Consider the following 16,646-nt stretch of genomic DNA (forward strand, 5'->3'; position numbering starts at 1 on the left):
AAATGGATTTACTGGATATTAATAAAGGAGGAATATATATGATCCTGATAAAGAATGCCCTCATATACACAGGGCAAGATAAACCACCTTCCTTTAAATCAATAGGAGTAGCTAAAGGAAAATTTGTAGATCCAGGTGAGGTCACACATCCAAATACAACCATCATCGATGCAAAAGGAAAAGTGGTTACACCAGGTCTGATCGACGTACACACACATCTCGGTATTAACCAACAAGGCGTAGGAGAAGCTGGGCACGACTTCAATGAATCTAGTTCAAACACCACCCCCGAAGTCAATTCCATCGACGCCATCACAATGAAAGACAGTGGCTTTGAAGACGCACGCCGAGCAGGTGTCACGACTGTCCAAATTATGCCTGGGAGTGCAAACGTCATCGGTGGAGAAATGGTCGTCATCAAAACAGCAGGAAATATCGTTGATGATTGCATCGTCCGTAATCCATCCGGTCTTAAAGCCGCCATGGGAGAAAATCCAAAGAATATTCATCGGCAAACCATTCAAACAAGAATGGGCATCGCTGCTCGTTTACGTGAAAAACTAATAGAAGCAAAATACTATGCGGAACAACGACAGAACAAAAAATGTCCGCCTAATCTAGGTCTGGACAACCTCGTAAAAGTGTTACGTAGTGAGATTCCTTTGCGAGTTCATGCACATAGAGCAGACGACATTGCTACGGTGCTCAGGATACAAAAAGAATTTCAAATCGATATCACGATCGAGCATGCTACTGAAGGGCATCTCATTGTGGATTTATTAGCTGAACGCAATGTGCGAGTTGCAGTCGGTCCGACCATGTCTAGCCGGCCCAAATTCGAATTGGCGGAACAAAGCTGGGAAACTGTCCGTGCGTTAGACAAAGGGAATGTTCCTTTCTCTTTGACGACTGACCATCCTGTAATAAGCATCGAACATTTAATGACGAGTGCCATTTTGGCAGTCAAAAATGGATTATCAGAAGAGAAGGCATTACAGGCAATCACATGGAACGCAGCGAAACATTTAGGAATAGCAGATCAGGTAGGGTCCATTGAAATTGGGAAAGATGCGGATTTTGTTATATGGAATGATGATCCTTTTGATTTACGTAGTCGGGTGGAGGGTACTTATATTGATGGGAAGTGTGTATATCAGCGAGGAAAAACAGGGTAGAGTGAATCGGAATCATGATGATACTGTTAACGTTTGAAAACTCGTTATCTTCAAAAAAGAAAAATCATCTAGCTGGGATAAGTAGGCTAGATGATTTTCAGGATTTCACCTTTACATCGTATAGTGATCACATATAATTTCTAGTCAATGCTTCAACCAATTGCTTTCTTTAAAATCTTCACATCTAAGCAAAGCTCGTCCACTCGAGCATTCAGCGACTCCATCGGAACTTCCCAAGTCGGCTTCAATGCCATTTTCTCTTGCAACTCTGCGATACTTTCTGAATTAGCCGCCACTTGTTGAGAAATAGAAGCCAGTTTTTGATCCACTTCTGAAAATCTTGTGTGCATTTCTGTTTCTAATTTGTCAAATCTTAATTCTAGTTTATCAAACCTTGACTCTAAATTATCCATCCTTGATTCTAAATTGTCGAACCTTGATTCTAATTTATCAAACCTTGATTCTAATTTATCAAACCTTGATTCTAATTTGTCTATTCTTGTTTCCAATCTATCCAATTGCTCTTTTATCGGCTGAATTGCTTCTTGAATTACTGACGTCAGCATTTCTTTTAATTCATTATTCATCAAATTCACCCCTTCTTTTTTGTACTCGGCGATTTTGTCCCTACAGTATACCACGAAACAACCATTTTGATGTACGCCCTAAGACATTTGTAATTATTCCAACAACAATTTCGGATAACCTACTCTTCCATACTCCAACTCTTGTTCTTGTTCTCGTTATCGCTTCCCCTCTATAAGAACATACGTTTCTATTAATAATACAATAACCTCAAATTAAAGTCAAATTATTCTTAATATATAATTTATTAAACAATTATCGTAACATAGACTGTATTTTTTCTTTATCCACATGCCTGTATTTTGCATGAACCAGTTATCTTTTCGACTACACTGTATTCCTTTTGCCCCCTCCCCTCTATATAGAGGAAAAAAGGGGTTTTTCTCATGACACATTATCTTTCAAACTATGCAAAGTTCCAAAACAAAACTGAAATGGACACGGCCGCACGCCAACATGTAGATATGCACTGGCATGCAATGAACAAGACAGACCGTGCTATTCTTGAAATGATCCGTTGCTATTCGGTGAAGTATCTGGCTGCACACTTGAAGCACCAGACAATCGAAACAAAACTCAGCCTGTCGAATTCCACTGTCAGACGCACTCTTCGCAAACTAGAGAAGTTGCAAATCATTGAAAGAATTCATTACATCAGACCTGTCATGAGCGGCCTTGGAGCGAATATTTATCGTATTTTACCTGTTCTTGACCAGGGGAAAATGAACAGTGCGCAGCAAGTGGACAAGCCTAGTAGTGAAGCGGTTTCTAGACCCGTTGCAGAAAATGAACCTTCTTTCTATAAATCTCAAAACATAAAAGATCCTATCAAGACGTCTCACCCTACTGGTGAAAAGTTATCCACAAGTTTATTTACGAAAATGAAGGATCTCTTATCGTTGACCGGAAATAATTCAAAGACACGAGAATTTTTCGGAATTTATCGTGCCATGACGGGACGTATGCTGAAGTTTGAGATTTATCGAGATTCAACGGAAGCCTTTGAGGAGTTAGGGTACCGTGCCATGTATATTAGTGTGATGGCAACAAAGAAAAAGAAAATCCGCAATTTGCCGGGTTATTTTAGTGGCGTCTTACGGGCATTGATTGATGAGACGTTTTTTAGGAATATTTATCAGGAGTATAGCGTACCGGTTGAGGATTTGTTTTAATGACGTCATGCAGGAAATGCATACAAATCAGAATTGTGTCTGATATATGAAAAAATTAACCGCTTACATATAAGAAATATTTGGTATCTCACTAATTTTATTGAATCTCCATCATTCTTTCCGAAATAAAAATAGAAATCAAATTATCTAGTAAGGAAAGGAACTGAATCATGCAAAAATCGTTGAAGACGAGAATCATCGGTTCGGCCATCCTGCTTTTTGCTCTCGGCATTTTGCTGATGGTCTGGATGGTAAACGGCCAGGTAAAGAAAAGTTCGCTGCAGGAAGTCCAGGAATCGAGTGAGACGCTGGCGGATCAGATGACATATACGATAGAAAATTTTATTGGACAATACACGAAAGGTCTTCAAGCAATCGGTGAATCCTATTCTGTTGAAAACTTCACCGGTGCCGCTGGTGAACTTGTCACCGAAAAGCAATTGACCGACAAACTTATGGACAATCTTGACATTTATTCAGATGCTTCTTCCATTTATTACACGCTTCCTAATAAAAATATGTACCCTCGCAGCACTGTAGAAGGCTATGATCCGACTGAAAGAGACTGGTACAAGCTTGCTGTTGAAAATGCCGGCAAAGCTGTCTGGTCTCCGCCCTATCCTGATTCCTCGACAGGAGCCTATATGATCACAGGTTCGCAGGCAATCGAGAAGAATGGGCAGCTGCAAGGGGTCATTGCAATGGATATCGAACTGACTGCTCTCACCAATATGCTAAACGAACTCGATATTCCTTTTAAAGGCGCACCTGTATTGGTCGATCAGACCGGTCTGGCTCTCTCCCATCCGACACGTTCCGGTGAAAATATCAGTGATTTGGAATACGTGAAAGAAATGCAGCAGAACGAATTTGGATCCGTCTATTATACGGCTGAAACTGGCATTAGAAAAATGGCCGCATTCTCGACCATGCCGGAATTCAATTGGAAAATCGGCGTCATTTATGAGCAGGACAATCTGATGGGCATGGCTAAACAGCTGCGCATGTCAATTTTGATCATTTCTGGCATCGTGGTGATCATTGTCGGTGCAATCCTTTACTACCTGATAGGTAACATGCTGAAGCCTATTGCCAAGCTCAGGGCATCGATGGACAAAGTATCCGCAGGCGACCTGACCGTGCAGTCCGATATTAAATCACAGGATGAAATCGGCCAGCTGAGCGACAACTTCAACGGCATGATCGCCAGTATGCACGACATCATTACGGTCGTCCATGAATCCGCAGGGAATGTCCGTATGAATTCCGAAAGCTTAAGCGCGGTGGCGGAACAAACAAACGCATCAAGCTCCGAAGTCGCCCACGCGGTGAATGAAATTGCAGAAGGTGCCCAGCGTTCCGCAGAAGACGCGGAAACCGTTTCGGAAAATGCTGATGAACTGAGCCGTCAGATCAACGACATTACGGAACGTGCCGTCACGATGAACGATATCGCCATGCGGACAGGACAGATGAACGAAGAAGGACAGACCCAGATGGAGAATCTAGCACAGACCTTCCAGTCGTCCGGAACAAATTTACGGTCCATGAACGAAGCCATCGCGTCACTCGGTTACAAAGTGAAAGAAATCGGCACCGTCATGGATACGATCACCAACATTTCTGCACAGACAAATTTATTGGCACTCAACGCCAGTATCGAAGCTGCACGTGCAGGTGAACACGGCAAAGGATTTGCAGTCGTCGCGGATGAAGTACGGAAACTCGCGGAGCAATCCGCACAGGCGACGGAAGATGTCCGTCACACCGTGGAACGACTGCAGAATGAGTCGGTTGCCGTGACGAAACAGATGGACGAAACGATCACCACATTCCGTGAACAGGGACTCGTCGTCCAGGATACCGAAAAAACCTTTGGTGAACTGTCTGCCCTCATGGAAGATATGCGCCAGTCGATTCATGCGATCACAGAAGAAATCGACCTCGTCGGCAAACATAAAGACGATGTCACAAATATCATTCAAACCATGGCCGCCACCTCCCAGCAAACCGCAGCCGCCTGCGAAGAAGTGAGCGCATCGACCGAAGAACAGCAGCGCGCCATCCAGTCCGTAACGGATGCCGCTGAAACATTGACCGACTTAAGTGACGAACTAAACCTGGCGATTGCACGGTTTAACGTGTAAGTGATGGAAAAGGACTGCCCGACTGGCAGTCCTTTTGCGTTGTATTGAATTTGAAATAGTTAGGTAGTCTAAACAAGTTTCGTGCACAACCACTCTTTAAATAATGTTAAACTGAAAATTAGGAGAATGGCGAAAGTGAGAATTCTAGATAAATGAACTACTTCTATGAATTCCGTAAAAGGATAATTATACTGTGTGATAAACCTCTCGCATAGTATCACACGTAATAAAAGCCAGCTCAAAAAATAATTTAGGATTATTTTGACATACGAAGAAATTTATCCCGTAAAAAATTGAAGCCAATGAGTTCACAAGCTAAAACCACCACTTTCCAAATGTCACAAAAATATTCGCCAACACCACAAACCCCAGTAATGCAAGCAGCATATACTTCAATATGATCAATACATACTGCCAGGTCTCTTTTGTCGAATTCGCCTGAGCGAACCATCGTTTTTCCCCACATTCCTCACAAAACAGCCGGTGCTGCGTCCGCGCAACACCAACCTCCACAAGCCCCTTTTTTACACTTCCACCTATCTCCCGCTTCACTGTGAAATGATCTTTCCATGTTGTCTCTGAATACTTAATTTTTTTATCATGCGGGCATTCCACCGATTGGTATTTGAAATAGAAATTATCGTAGATGCCTTTTCGTTTCAGTTCTTTTATGTAGAGCTTCCGAACGAAGAACACTAGGATAATGAGAGATAGAATACTAGCTGCTATGAAAATAATCAAATGAGTCATCATCAGTCATCCTTTGTAATAGCTTGTATGATGTATAGGCTATCATGGAATGTGAGGGTTGTCATGTTGGAGGATGTAGAGATTTTAAGTACTCACTTCAGCAACTTAGTTCCCATCAGGCGACCACTCTGGATAAATATTATGATTGTGCCAACTGGCAGTATCCATCTTACTCGTGATGTCCGTTTTTCCTGTACCATCCCCATTCATGATGAACAGTCCTGCATCATGACTCTCTTTCGATACAGCTGAAAATGAAATTAATTTACCATCCGGGGACAGTCTCGGTTCGATTCCGTCAGCACTCAACTGCGTCACTACGGAACTTTCTAAATAACAGGGAAATAGTTGTGGTGATATGTTTATGAAGCATACCGTGCTGTTTGAGGTGTCGTTTACATAATTGATGTTATACTGAAAGCATGATTATTTTTGTCAGAAGGGAAACGAAATGGAACCAAATGCCCGCAAATTAATCCAAAGCTTTGCTAATCTGAAAAGAGCACTTGATCGCTTAGAAGAGGCTTTGCATGAAGATCAGGGAAACAGTCTGATCGTTGATGGAACTATTCAACGTTTTGAGTTCACATTTGAAATTTATTGGAAAACATTAAAAAGATTATTAGCCTGGGAAGGGATAGAAACTAAAACACCGCGCGAAACATTAAAAGAAGCCTATCAGGCGGGATGGCTTACAAATGAACAAGCATGGTTGCAAATGCTAAAAGATCGAAATACAACTTCCTATGCCTATGATGAAGAAATAGCACGCCAGATTTTACAACATATCAACCAATACTTTCCAGAATTTAAAAGCACGTTTCAACAACTTAAACAAGACTATGTGAATGAGCTAGATGCAAATGAATGAAATGCTCATTAACAAGCTCAGCAATATTGCACAAGATTATCCTGTAATACAGTCTATCCTATTATTTGGTTCGCGTGCTCATGGCGATCATACCGATTTATCCGATATCGACTTAGCTGTCCAAGCACCAGGACTATCTAAAATAGAATGGCTTCAGTTAACAGATCGAATGGAAAGAGAGTTAGACACTCTTTTAAAACTTGATCTAGTTTTATATACAAAAGCTTCTAAACCATTACAAGAGCAAATTGATCAGTGTAATAAAATTCTTTATAAGAAAACATAGGCCGCTCTCAGAAGAAGTTAATTCATTCAAAAAAGGACTGCTCTGTTGGCAGTCCTACTTTATGGATTGGAACAAAAAATCGTACTCCTTACTTCTATTTCTCCGCCCCTTTAAACCTCGGAAAACCAACCAAAATCGCGATGACGCAACAAATTCCCATCAATACAGGATAAAATGAATACATGATAATGCTCATCGGTGAAATGGCAGCGAGCCCTGCAGCAGCAAGCATTTGTACACCATATGGCAAAATGCCTTGCCAGACGCTAGAAAACGTGTCGAGCAAACTAGCCGACTTGCGGGGATCGATCTCATATTCATCCGCAATATGCTTTACAACCGGCCCAGTAATAATAATAGCGATGGTATTATTCGCGGTTGCAATATCCGCTGCACTCACTAAACCTGCAATACCAAATTCGGCACCCTTTTTCGTTCGAATCTTACTCGTAATCATGCGCAATAAATAATCAATGCCGCCGTTATGCTGAATAATCCCAACGATGCCGCCAATTAAAATCGACACCATCGCTAAATCCTCCATCGCGACAACACCGTCAGCGATTGCCTGCAGATAGCTTTGCAAGTTGTAGGAGCCGTCCATCAAACCAATCACACCAGCAAAAATAATCCCACCCGCTAACACGATTAACACATGTGTGCCAGCCAGTGCACCGACTAAAACAGCCAGATACGGCAGGATTTTTACGAATTGGTAAGGATAGTTGCCAGTTAGTTCTGCTGTATTGCCGTGCGTTAATATGGCAAGAAGAATCATCGTCAAGATCGCACCCGGTAGGACAATAAAAAAATTCACTTTAAACTTATCTTTCATTTTCGTATGCTGCGTCCGGACCGCTGCAATCGTCGTATCCGAAATCATGGACAAATTATCCCCGAACATCGCGCCACCAATAACCGTCGCCATGGCAAGCGCCACCGGAATATCCGTCTGACTGGCAATACCCACTCCGATCGGTGCCAACGCGACAATCGTTCCCATCGAAGTCCCCATCGAAATAGAGATGAAGCAGCCAATAATAAACAAACCGACCATAAGTAAATTCGCCGGCAACAACGACAACCCGAGATTAACCGTTGATTCAACAGCACCCATTCCCTTGGCGACACCTGCAAAAGCACCTGCCAAAAGAAAGATGACCGCCATTAAAAGGATATTCGGATGCCCCGCGCTCTTCATGAAAATATCAACCTTGGTGCTAAAAGACTCCTTTCGATTCATCACTAGCGCGACTGCTGCCGCAATGAGAATGGCTACGTTCAGCGGCATGAAGGAAAAATCTTTTGTAACAATCCCTAAGCCGATGAAAAGAGTTACAAAAACAATGAGCGGTAAAAACGAAAGAAGACTTCCTTTTTTCATGGTGTTGTTTGACATATCTATTCCTCAATTTCTTATCTTGTATGGTAAGCACATTAGTTTACCATATATGAGGGGTGTTTCGTTAGAGGTTTTTCTTTTTGAGTGTGATTTGTTATGGTTGTCGGAGCACAAAACAATTCAGGGGCATGTTTTAAATTTGTAGTGTACAGGCAAGCTAAAACTATTTCTATGCTTATGCATCGCTAGTGACTTATTCGTATAGCACGCATAATCTTTAAGTTTGGAAAAGTTTTGTAATTGCTGTATAATTTAATTTATAAATTCAAATAATATACTATCTTTGTCATCAATAATCTGAAAGAATGATAGGATAGGGATTTTAACGTTGGTATTAGTTAGGTTATATACAATCTATCAACTGTTAATTTCATAGTATAAATGAAAGGAGGTATGTCATATGGCTGTTGAGCACATCCCCACGAAGGTCGTTCATAGTGGCACAAAAGGCGGAACAACTGGATGCGGTACTAATACGAACGAAAAAGCAAGCCATTGGGAAAACACTAGTGCAAAGATTACATGTGATAAAAATGGTTGTAAAAATTAAAATTTCTTTAAAGCTTTTGTAAGCCTAAAATAGAAAAGAGCGTACCCTAAAGGTGCGCTTTTCCCAATTCTAGGCTTACTAAGTTTTCATCCAATTCATGTAACAACTTTTTCACTTGCTAAATTAATTGTGTGGGGACATGGTACCTTCGCTTAGTTTTATCCGCCGTTATATAGCGCAAATATTAGCAGTAGAGTAGCTCAGTGCAGTGGTCCCATTCCTGTATCGCTTAAATGAAGAGTTAAACAGGAGACTGCCAATATGAGGTAAATCAAAAGACGCGTAATTTTATTACAGTATAGTCGGCATTAGCGCTTAGTAGCAAATACACGTGCTAAAAAAGGATCTTCTCCTTTGTAAATAGACAATCCTGTACCCTTAAAGAAACTATTTATTTCAAAACCTTTAGATTCTAAATCTGGTATAAATCGGTCAGTGTCTACAAAACGTCTATAGTGGTTGTCATATATTTTATTAAGCTGTTCATCTTCTTTTGTGCGGAATTCAGCTGCAAATCTTGTTCCTTGGGGAAAGACATCTGAGATAGTATCTAGTAAAGTTTTTTCTGTTTTATCATCAACCGCATGTAATAAGAATCGAAGATATAAAACAAAATGTTTTCGTTTCTCTAGACCCTGGATTTTTAATTCTTCAAATAAGCTTTTCAAATCGCTTGATTTACATAAGTCTAAAGTAACGAACGAAACTTCACTTGGTAAGTGTAACTCCTTAGCTTTAGATTTGTTTAAATTAATTGCTTCTTCAGACCCGTCTATGCCAATTGCATCTATACCGCCGGAAGCGAATGCAAAAGTATCTCTAGCTGACCCACATCCAATGTCTACTACAAAAGATTCTGAAGTTAAAGTTTCTTGTACTTTAGAACAAAATGACGATTTCGGTAAATTCACATTTTGTTTATAAAATGTATTCCAATATTTCTTTGTGACTGTGGCTCCTTGTTCGTTCATAATTATTCTCCCTATAGTAAATAATTTATTTCAAAAAATTTCTTACTTTGTTAAATACGATATTTTCATATTCTACTACTTGATTTTCATAACTCTCCGATTGTTCTTTGCCTGTGAAATTATCAACTAATTTAGTAGTATAATTTGTTAAAGGAATAGTAAGATCTTTTTCAACTTTTTCTTCCGACTCAAGAAAAAAACTACTTTGTTTATTCTTTACTTTTGCTTTATAGGTCTGGTTTGGGTGGATAATTTGTGTAATTATAGTTTCCCTACACTCTACACCGCCTAAGGCTTTTGGTAGCTTACCATTTATTTGAGACGGTACTGGCAGCTCACTACTTTTTAAAATTGCAGGTAATATATCAACAGATTCAATCAACTCTTCCGCAGACTTTGTCGGAATATTTCTTCCTCTCATCATGAAAGGTATTTTCAACCTTAAATCACTTAATAGATTAAAATCATCTTCCAAAAAAGACTGACCATGATCCGAGTGAAGGGTTATTGAAAAATCTTCATTCGGATAAGTTTTCAGCACAAAATCATACAAAGTAGATAAAAGTTGGTCTACCCTGCTAATTTCTCGTAGATACTTTTCAATTTTGTTCTCGTCGTATGCAGTCTGAACTGAAGTAGTTCCTTTTTTATTTTTATTTACTCTAAACTTGATATCTGTTCCTACTTGACTATATAAGTGATTTTCAATCTCATCTGGAGCATTGTGCAAATCCATTAAAGAGATTGTCATAAAATTATTCTGACTCCCAAATGTCATTAAATGTTCCAAAACTTCTCCAATGACTTCCTTAGTATCCATACCACCTAAGAAGTTTTGATAAATCATCCGGTCAAAGCCTCTGTAATAACCTAAGGAAGGTGTAGTTCTCCAGTTAGTTGAGATATTAGTGCAATAATATCCTACTTTTTTAAAATACTCTGCCAACAATTGATTTTCAGATGAAAATTCATAAAAATATTCCGGATGAAGCATTTTATGCTCCGTTGCATACATCCCTGTATTGATACTTGACTTACTTGGTAGCGTCCACTCACTTGTTGTATAGCAATTCTCAGCAATCAATCCATTCTTGAAAAACTGATATGTATTTGGCATAACTTCTTGTAAACCTTTATCTTGCAACAATTGATACGACAAGCCATCAACAAATATCTTCATCACCAATTTTACTCGTTTCTTTTCTGGTTCCAACTCTATAGGATGTCCAACAAAAATTGGTGAGTCTGAAGATATTTCAATAATACCCGGTTCTGTAATTCGAATATAATGATATTGATTAATCGGGAGATGTTCTTTTGTGAATTTGAATGTTTCTCCATTCACTTTGATTTGAATAGTCGCATTGGTCTCCATCTTTGAAATTGGAAATACCACCGCTCCATTAGTCGTCCACTCTTTTTTGTTGGATAAGATACTTCCTTTAACCAATTCGCTTTTAAATAACATTCTGGATTGTAGATCAATATTTGCATACTTCAATTCATTATACATATTAATCATATACTCTTCAGTATTACCCACTTGTTGTGGTTTTCTGATTGTGCTTACTCCATTCAAGTCGACAGGAAACACACAGGCATCAAACTGAGTTAATAAAATTTCATACTCTTTAAGTTTCTCTTGCAGTAAAGCTGGAGTATATCCAGCCTTTACTGCAGCCTTACTGACCTCTTGAATACCATCTAAGGCTAGTTGTTTATCTTCATCGTTCACATGGTATTTCACAGCATAAAAATAGCACTCTAAAGAATCTTCATAACGTTTCAAAGCTGCAGTCATAAACGCTTTATTATAATAAAGCGAGAAGCTAAACGGATGCTTTTTAATGCCGTCAGTTAGGATATCAACTGCTTTATCATGTTCTCCTTGTTGGAAAGCTAGAATCGATCTAAAAGCATATGCAGAGCTATTATCCAATTCAGTACTATATTCATTAATAAATATCTGCGCTTCAGCTAAATTATTATCACTGATAGACTTCTCAATTTGGTTTGATAGCTCTTTATAATATTCAAGTTTTTTTTGCAGTGACTGCATGCAGTCTCATCTCCAATTTTAATAAGTTATTTTTCTTATTCTATTATCGGCTTATATTTGTGAGAATGAAGAAAAAGCCTAGCAAATTAAATGCCTGGCTCAATAGTGGTGAATAATGCTGTTTATTGCATTTACTACGTATTCTACATCTTCATCTTTCATTTCTGCAAATATAGGTAACGTCAACGCTTGCGCATACCACTTCTCTGCTTTAGGACAAATCCCTTTCTCATATCCCAACTCCTGATAATAAGGATGCCAATAAACCGGAATATAATGCACATGCACTCCAATATTTAACGCTCGCATTTCATCAAAAACTTCTTTTCTCGACTTTTCCACTAAACGTGCGTCCAGCTGTATAATATACAAATGCCATCCAGAATCTGTGTCTTCAAGCTGTTTCGGCAAGATGATGCCAGGTATATCAGCCAACTTCTCATCGTATAAAGCAGCTATTTCTCTGCGTCGCTCTATAAAGCCGTCTAACCTATTCAATTGCGATAATCCTAAAGAAGCTTGTATATCGTTCATACGATAATTATAGCCTAGATCCGTCATTTCATAATACCAGTCACCTTGTTCTAATGAATAAGGCGTTTTCTGAATGCCATGGCTACGAAATAATTTCAGGCTCTCGTAAAACTCTTCCGAATTAGTTGTTATAACACCACCTTCCCCCGTTGTTATAGGTTTAACAGGGTGAAAACTGAACATGGTCATATCTGCTTGTGTACCGACTTTCTGTCCTTTATAGTCAGCTCCTAGTGAATGAGCCCCATCCTCAATAACAATAAGATTATGTTCCCTCGCAATTGACATGATTGCATCAACTTCTACAGGCTGGCCGGTGAAATCGACTGGTATGATCGCCTTTGTTCTTGATGTAATCTTTTTCTTGATTTCTTTCGGATCAATATTATATGTAACTTCATCAATATCTGCAAAGACAGGTGTGCCGCCACAATAAAGAACAGCATTTGATGTGGCTGCAAATGTAATTGGTGTAGTAATCACTTCATCGCCTTCGCGAATTCCTGCTGCATGACATGCCCCATGTAAAGCTGCTGTTCCATTAGAAAAAGCTACAGCGTATTTTACACCCATATAGTCTGCAATCCTCTTTTCGAATTCCTCAACCTTGGGACCCTGTGTTAAAAAAGGCGATCGTAAAGTGCTTACGACCGCTTCAATGTCCTCTTTATCAATAGATTGTTTTCCATAAGATAAAAAATTTTCACGTCTCTTCATATCAATTTAGCAACTCCCAACTCACTGGAGTACCGGCAGCTATATCTTGTGAAACTTTCATCCCTAATAACCTATTATAATGTTTAGGAGCCAATCCGTATCCCGGACGTATCACTCTTATGTTATCTGTAGTTAGCTGATCTCCAGCTTTAATGTCTTCTGAAACATAGACAGAACGTCTAAATTTTAATGATTCTTTTTCCGCTTCTGTGACTCCGTACGTTACGTGCCCCATAGCCTGCCAAGCACGTTCAGTTTCTGCAACCAGCGTTGCCATTTCATCTGGCTCCATAGAGAATGCCGAATCCACACCGCCATCTGCTCTGGATAATGTGAAATGCTTTTCTATTACAGTAGCGCCAAGCGCCACGCTGGCAACCGCTACTCCAGTGCCCATAGTGTGATCAGATAAACCTACTTGAACATTAAATAATTCTCGCATATGCGGAATCGTGGAGATATTCGTATTTTCAGCAGTCGCTGGATAAGTACTTGTACATTTAAGTAAAATCAAGTCATTACATCCCTCTTCTTTAGCTGCCCGAACAGCCTCATCCAATTCAGCTACAGATGCCATGCCAGTAGAAATGATCATTGGTTTTCCAGTTGCTGCAATTTTTTTTATCAAAGGAATATCATTATTTTCAAATGAAGCTACCTTATAAAGAGGTACATCTAACTCTTCCAAAAAATCGACAGCAGTTTCGTCAAAAGGCGTACTGAAAGCAATCATTCCCAGTTCGCGAGCCCGATCAAATATCGGTTTGTGCCATTTCCATGGAGTATAAGCTTGTTGATACAACTGATAAAGGTTGTGACCATTCCAGAGATTTTTTTCATCATCTATTTGAAAGTCAGGATTTTCAATATCAAGTGTCATGGTATCTGCAGTGTAGGTTTGGATTTTCAGCGCATCAGCCCCAGACTTTGCAGCCGCTTCGACTATCTGAAGAGCACGTTCTAAAGACTGGTTATGGTTACCTGACATTTCGGCTATTATAAAGGGTTTGAATTCTCTACCTATTTTAATATGCTTATTTTTCATTTAAACATCTCCAAATAAATATTAAGAAAATAATATTTTAGTATAATTAATTCTTTCGCGAAGTTTCTTCCAATCCTTTTTGAAAGTAGCCATTCTTATTACATTATGAAATTCTCCATTTTTATATATATGATCAATAAATTTACCTTCTATTTTTCCACCAAACTTTTCATGAAGTCGTATTACCATTTCATTAAATTCTAATACTTCATACCAAATTTTATTGATCTTCAGTTCAAAAAAAATATAATCGTATAAATTACATTCTAATATTTTTGCAAGTCCTTTCCCTCGTGCTTCTATCTCTGCTAAATAGTAAGCCCAATTTGCTGTCTTGTTTTTATAATCAATATTATTAACGCTTATTAATCCAACATCTTGTCCGCTTTCCAACTGTATAATCCAATATTTCTCTTCTTCATAATTCCTATTTATCTTTTCAAACCATTGTAATTGTGAATCCATCGATAGTTGTGGATCAGTGTACATATATTTAGTTACCTCTGGTAACATCCTCCAAGTCATTATCATTTTCAAATCTTTTTCTTCAACTTTCCTAAGTTGAATAGTCATACATTGTCGACCTCCATAAATAATTTAATAATTTCATTACTTCTAGAAGATATTTTAAAGGAATCGCCCTTTAAATTGCATCCTAATGAGATGTCAAGTATTCCTTTTTTATAATCTGAAACTTTCACTTTAGTATGTTCACCTAATAAAAAAACTTTTTTTTCTTTTGACAAAGTTCTTGATGTTTCTCTTTGGTTATCTGCTGTTATTACTACCAAAGAAGGTAATCCCATATAAAATCGCTCCCAAGTAGTAGCTCCTCCAGCACCGATAGCTAAATCAGCCTTCCTCATTAATTCTGCCATATTATTCACCTGACAGAGAAATTGAGCATTCGGTATTACCTTACATAATTCTTCGACTTTTTCTTTATTAAGATTAGATGCCCCTACTACCACGTCAATATTCTCAAACTGCAGATCTAATTCCTGAATTGCCTCTAACGCCTTGATTGTTTCACCTGTCGGATCAGTTCCTCCGAAAAATATTATTAAATTCTCCACTTTTCCCGAGCGGACTTTTGGCCTTTTAGCAACTTCTATAAACTCATCACGCAAAAGTACATAATCCGGTCCTAATAAAAGAACACATTCATCTGGCACTAAACCAATATAACGTTCTTGCATATTATTGTAATAGTTTTGATCAAGTAGGAAATCACATGTATGATGCCGATTTGCTAAATCATCAATTACAAAAACAGAGCTGACCAAATTATCGAGCTCTTCTTCCCATTTATTATCTAATGAATAATGATCCACTACCAATACATCGACTTTACAACCCAGCTGCTTCAAAAATGAAGCTGTGTCTATTGCATCCTGCTTCCAATTTTCTGAGATCCATTCTAAATCATTAGTAAAGTTTTCTGCTCTAGGTAATGATAGGACCTCTACTTTTTGCGATTGCAAGTAAGCGATAATATTACCGACTAAGTCACGACAAATAAACGTCACTTCTGCTCCGTGACGTTGTAGTTGCTTAGCCAATGTTAAGCACCGCATTACGTGACCAGTTCCTATTTGGATTGAGGCGTCTGTGCGAAAAACAATATTCATTACGATCACGCCTTACATTTCTTTTTGTTCTATATGTGCGTTAATTAACGACCATTCACGATGCTTGTTTAACAAATCAATAATATCCTTTTGTGAAAAGTTATTATTAGAAGGGTATAGTTTCATGAGTATTCGCTGGATTAATTCGAAATCCTCTATAGTGTCGACTGTCCATCGATACTGAGAGAGAACTTCTGGGCTCTTGAGATTGAGCAATGAGTATTTATTTTTATTAGAATAAATATAGGCTGTAACATGTTCACGATCTCGCTTCAACGTTGCTTCTCTATAAGCTTTGATTAATGCATTCATAGACATTACTTCGGTATCCATGCCTCGTGGGTACGTTCTCTCCAGAGTATTCGATACGTAATCCACCTTTGGACAGTTATCAATAAACAACTCAATCACTTTATCGATAACTGCTGGGTCTATTAATGGACAGTCAGAGGTTAACCTAACGACCACATCTGCTTTCGCATTCATCGCAGCTTCGTAATAGCGGGACAACACATCTTCTTCTGATCCTCTGTAGGTAGTATAACCAAGCTGCTTGCACAAGTTAACTATGGGATCATCAGTTTCATTAGTAGTTGTAGCTACAATGATTTCATTAATTAACTGACTTCTAGAGACTCTTTCAAGTTGATATTCTAATAATGTTTTATCCATGACTTTCTTTAAAACCTTTCCAGGCAGACGCGTAGAAGTCATTCGCGCTTGAATGGTAGCTACAATCTTCATTATTGCA

Annotated in this window: 17 protein-coding genes; 6 read left to right on the forward strand and 11 right to left on the reverse strand. The window is 38.8% G+C overall.

The window, feature by feature from the left end:
• The first annotated feature begins 38 nt into the window (after positions 1-38).
• Positions 39-1,175, forward strand: a complete 1,137-nt coding sequence (locus GD002_RS10835; RefSeq protein ID WP_153732382.1) for an amidohydrolase — start codon at positions 39-41, stop codon at positions 1,173-1,175.
• A 152-nt stretch (positions 1,176-1,327) separates the two neighbouring features.
• On the opposite strand, the gene GD002_RS10840 is transcribed toward GD002_RS10835, so the two are convergent.
• Positions 1,328-1,762, reverse strand: a complete 435-nt coding sequence (locus tag GD002_RS10840) for a hypothetical protein (protein ID WP_153732383.1) — start codon at positions 1,760-1,762, stop codon at positions 1,328-1,330.
• A 384-nt stretch (positions 1,763-2,146) separates the two neighbouring features.
• Between GD002_RS10840 and GD002_RS10845 the strand changes: the two genes are divergently transcribed.
• Together GD002_RS10845 and GD002_RS10850 are read left to right on the forward strand one after the other, a co-directional pair.
• Positions 2,147-2,932 (forward strand): hypothetical protein, encoded by a 786-nt coding sequence (locus GD002_RS10845; protein ID WP_153732384.1) that lies wholly within the window; start codon positions 2,147-2,149, stop codon positions 2,930-2,932.
• A 170-nt stretch (positions 2,933-3,102) separates the two neighbouring features.
• On the forward strand, positions 3,103-5,079 hold the full coding sequence (locus GD002_RS10850) for a methyl-accepting chemotaxis protein (protein WP_153732385.1): 1,977 nt from the start codon (positions 3,103-3,105) through the stop codon (positions 5,077-5,079).
• A 315-nt stretch (positions 5,080-5,394) separates the two neighbouring features.
• On the opposite strand, the gene GD002_RS10855 is transcribed toward GD002_RS10850, so the two are convergent.
• Both GD002_RS10855 and GD002_RS10860 read right to left on the reverse strand, forming a co-directional pair.
• Positions 5,395-5,829, reverse strand: coding sequence for a hypothetical protein (locus tag GD002_RS10855; RefSeq protein WP_153732386.1), 435 nt, complete (start codon positions 5,827-5,829; stop codon positions 5,395-5,397).
• Between the two features lie 105 nt (positions 5,830-5,934).
• On the reverse strand, positions 5,935-6,147 hold the full coding sequence (locus tag GD002_RS10860; RefSeq protein ID WP_194841565.1) for a TolB family protein: 213 nt from the start codon (positions 6,145-6,147) through the stop codon (positions 5,935-5,937).
• A gap of 133 nt (positions 6,148-6,280) precedes the next feature.
• On the opposite strand from GD002_RS10860, the gene GD002_RS10865 reads away from it, so the two are divergent.
• Together GD002_RS10865 and GD002_RS10870 are read left to right on the forward strand one after the other, a co-directional pair.
• The gene (locus tag GD002_RS10865) at positions 6,281-6,700 is read left to right on the forward strand and encodes an HI0074 family nucleotidyltransferase substrate-binding subunit (protein WP_153732388.1); all 420 of its coding nucleotides are present in this window, start codon (positions 6,281-6,283) and stop codon (positions 6,698-6,700) included.
• Complete coding sequence (locus GD002_RS10870; protein WP_153732389.1) at positions 6,693-6,986, forward strand: nucleotidyltransferase domain-containing protein; 294 nt, start codon at positions 6,693-6,695, stop codon at positions 6,984-6,986. Before GD002_RS10865 ends, GD002_RS10870 begins: the two co-directional genes overlap by 8 nt.
• Before the next feature lie 94 nt (positions 6,987-7,080).
• Here GD002_RS10870 and GD002_RS10875 read toward each other — a convergent pair whose 3' ends face one another.
• Positions 7,081-8,385, reverse strand: coding sequence for a Na+/H+ antiporter NhaC family protein (locus tag GD002_RS10875; protein ID WP_153732390.1), 1,305 nt, complete (start codon positions 8,383-8,385; stop codon positions 7,081-7,083).
• A gap of 403 nt (positions 8,386-8,788) precedes the next feature.
• On the opposite strand from GD002_RS10875, the gene GD002_RS17795 reads away from it, so the two are divergent.
• Complete coding sequence (locus tag GD002_RS17795; protein ID WP_194841566.1) at positions 8,789-8,938, forward strand: hypothetical protein; 150 nt, start codon at positions 8,789-8,791, stop codon at positions 8,936-8,938.
• 308 nt (positions 8,939-9,246) lie between these two features.
• Here the strand turns inward: GD002_RS17795 and GD002_RS10880 are convergent, their stop codons facing one another.
• The 7 genes from GD002_RS10880 to GD002_RS10910 form a co-directional block, all read right to left on the reverse strand.
• Positions 9,247-9,909 carry a class I SAM-dependent methyltransferase gene (locus tag GD002_RS10880; protein ID WP_153732391.1) on the reverse strand — a complete coding sequence of 221 codons (663 nt, stop codon included), beginning with the start codon at positions 9,907-9,909 and terminating at the stop codon, positions 9,247-9,249.
• A 25-nt stretch (positions 9,910-9,934) separates the two neighbouring features.
• The gene (locus GD002_RS10885; RefSeq protein ID WP_153732392.1) at positions 9,935-11,968 is read right to left on the reverse strand and encodes a sulfatase-like hydrolase/transferase; all 2,034 of its coding nucleotides are present in this window, start codon (positions 11,966-11,968) and stop codon (positions 9,935-9,937) included.
• Between the two features lie 99 nt (positions 11,969-12,067).
• On the reverse strand, positions 12,068-13,219 hold the full coding sequence (gene pseC / locus GD002_RS10890; protein ID WP_153732393.1) for a UDP-4-amino-4,6-dideoxy-N-acetyl-beta-L-altrosamine transaminase: 1,152 nt from the start codon (positions 13,217-13,219) through the stop codon (positions 12,068-12,070).
• A gap of 1 nt (position 13,220) precedes the next feature.
• Positions 13,221-14,264, reverse strand: a complete 1,044-nt coding sequence (gene pseI / locus GD002_RS10895; RefSeq protein ID WP_153732394.1) for a pseudaminic acid synthase — start codon at positions 14,262-14,264, stop codon at positions 13,221-13,223.
• 21 nt (positions 14,265-14,285) lie between these two features.
• Positions 14,286-14,837 (reverse strand): UDP-4-amino-4,6-dideoxy-N-acetyl-beta-L-altrosamine N-acetyltransferase, encoded by a 552-nt coding sequence (pseH, locus tag GD002_RS10900; RefSeq protein ID WP_153732395.1) that lies wholly within the window; start codon positions 14,835-14,837, stop codon positions 14,286-14,288.
• Complete coding sequence (gene pseG / locus GD002_RS10905; protein WP_153732396.1) at positions 14,834-15,895, reverse strand: UDP-2,4-diacetamido-2,4,6-trideoxy-beta-L-altropyranose hydrolase; 1,062 nt, start codon at positions 15,893-15,895, stop codon at positions 14,834-14,836. Before pseG ends, pseH begins: the two co-directional genes overlap by 4 nt.
• Before the next feature lie 12 nt (positions 15,896-15,907).
• The gene (locus tag GD002_RS10910) at positions 15,908-16,639 is read right to left on the reverse strand and encodes a cytidylyltransferase domain-containing protein (RefSeq protein WP_153732397.1); all 732 of its coding nucleotides are present in this window, start codon (positions 16,637-16,639) and stop codon (positions 15,908-15,910) included.
• Positions 16,640-16,646: the final 7 nt, after the last annotated feature.

Source organism: Sporosarcina obsidiansis (assembly GCF_009651005.1).
GTDB classification, from domain to species: Bacteria; Bacillota; Bacilli; order Bacillales_A; family Planococcaceae; genus Sporosarcina; species Sporosarcina obsidiansis.

What these genes read in the sequence shown, in the direction of transcription:
- GD002_RS10845 (WP_153732384.1), top strand. Translation starts at nt 2,147, where the DNA reads ATGACACATTATCTTTCAAACTATGCAAAGTTCCAAAACAAAACTGAA.
- GD002_RS17795 (WP_194841566.1), top strand. Translation starts at nt 8,789, where the DNA reads ATGGCTGTTGAGCACATCCCCACGAAGGTCGTTCATAGTGGCACAAAA.
- pseC (WP_153732393.1), bottom strand. Translation starts at nt 13,219, where the DNA reads ATGAAGAGACGTGAAAATTTTTTATCTTATGGAAAACAATCTATTGAT.
- GD002_RS10870 (WP_153732389.1), top strand. Translation starts at nt 6,693, where the DNA reads ATGAATGAAATGCTCATTAACAAGCTCAGCAATATTGCACAAGATTAT.
- GD002_RS10835 (WP_153732382.1), top strand. Translation starts at nt 39, where the DNA reads ATGATCCTGATAAAGAATGCCCTCATATACACAGGGCAAGATAAACCA.
- pseG (WP_153732396.1), bottom strand. Translation starts at nt 15,895, where the DNA reads ATGAATATTGTTTTTCGCACAGACGCCTCAATCCAAATAGGAACTGGT.
- pseH (WP_153732395.1), bottom strand. Translation starts at nt 14,837, where the DNA reads ATGACTATTCAACTTAGGAAAGTTGAAGAAAAAGATTTGAAAATGATA.
- GD002_RS10875 (WP_153732390.1), bottom strand. Translation starts at nt 8,385, where the DNA reads ATGTCAAACAACACCATGAAAAAAGGAAGTCTTCTTTCGTTTTTACCG.
- GD002_RS10880 (WP_153732391.1), bottom strand. Translation starts at nt 9,909, where the DNA reads ATGAACGAACAAGGAGCCACAGTCACAAAGAAATATTGGAATACATTT.
- GD002_RS10850 (WP_153732385.1), top strand. Translation starts at nt 3,103, where the DNA reads ATGCAAAAATCGTTGAAGACGAGAATCATCGGTTCGGCCATCCTGCTT.
- GD002_RS10855 (WP_153732386.1), bottom strand. Translation starts at nt 5,829, where the DNA reads ATGACTCATTTGATTATTTTCATAGCAGCTAGTATTCTATCTCTCATT.
- pseI (WP_153732394.1), bottom strand. Translation starts at nt 14,264, where the DNA reads ATGAAAAATAAGCATATTAAAATAGGTAGAGAATTCAAACCCTTTATA.
- GD002_RS10910 (WP_153732397.1), bottom strand. Translation starts at nt 16,639, where the DNA reads ATGAAGATTGTAGCTACCATTCAAGCGCGAATGACTTCTACGCGTCTG.
- GD002_RS10865 (WP_153732388.1), top strand. Translation starts at nt 6,281, where the DNA reads ATGGAACCAAATGCCCGCAAATTAATCCAAAGCTTTGCTAATCTGAAA.
- GD002_RS10840 (WP_153732383.1), bottom strand. Translation starts at nt 1,762, where the DNA reads ATGAATAATGAATTAAAAGAAATGCTGACGTCAGTAATTCAAGAAGCA.
- GD002_RS10885 (WP_153732392.1), bottom strand. Translation starts at nt 11,968, where the DNA reads ATGCAGTCACTGCAAAAAAAACTTGAATATTATAAAGAGCTATCAAAC.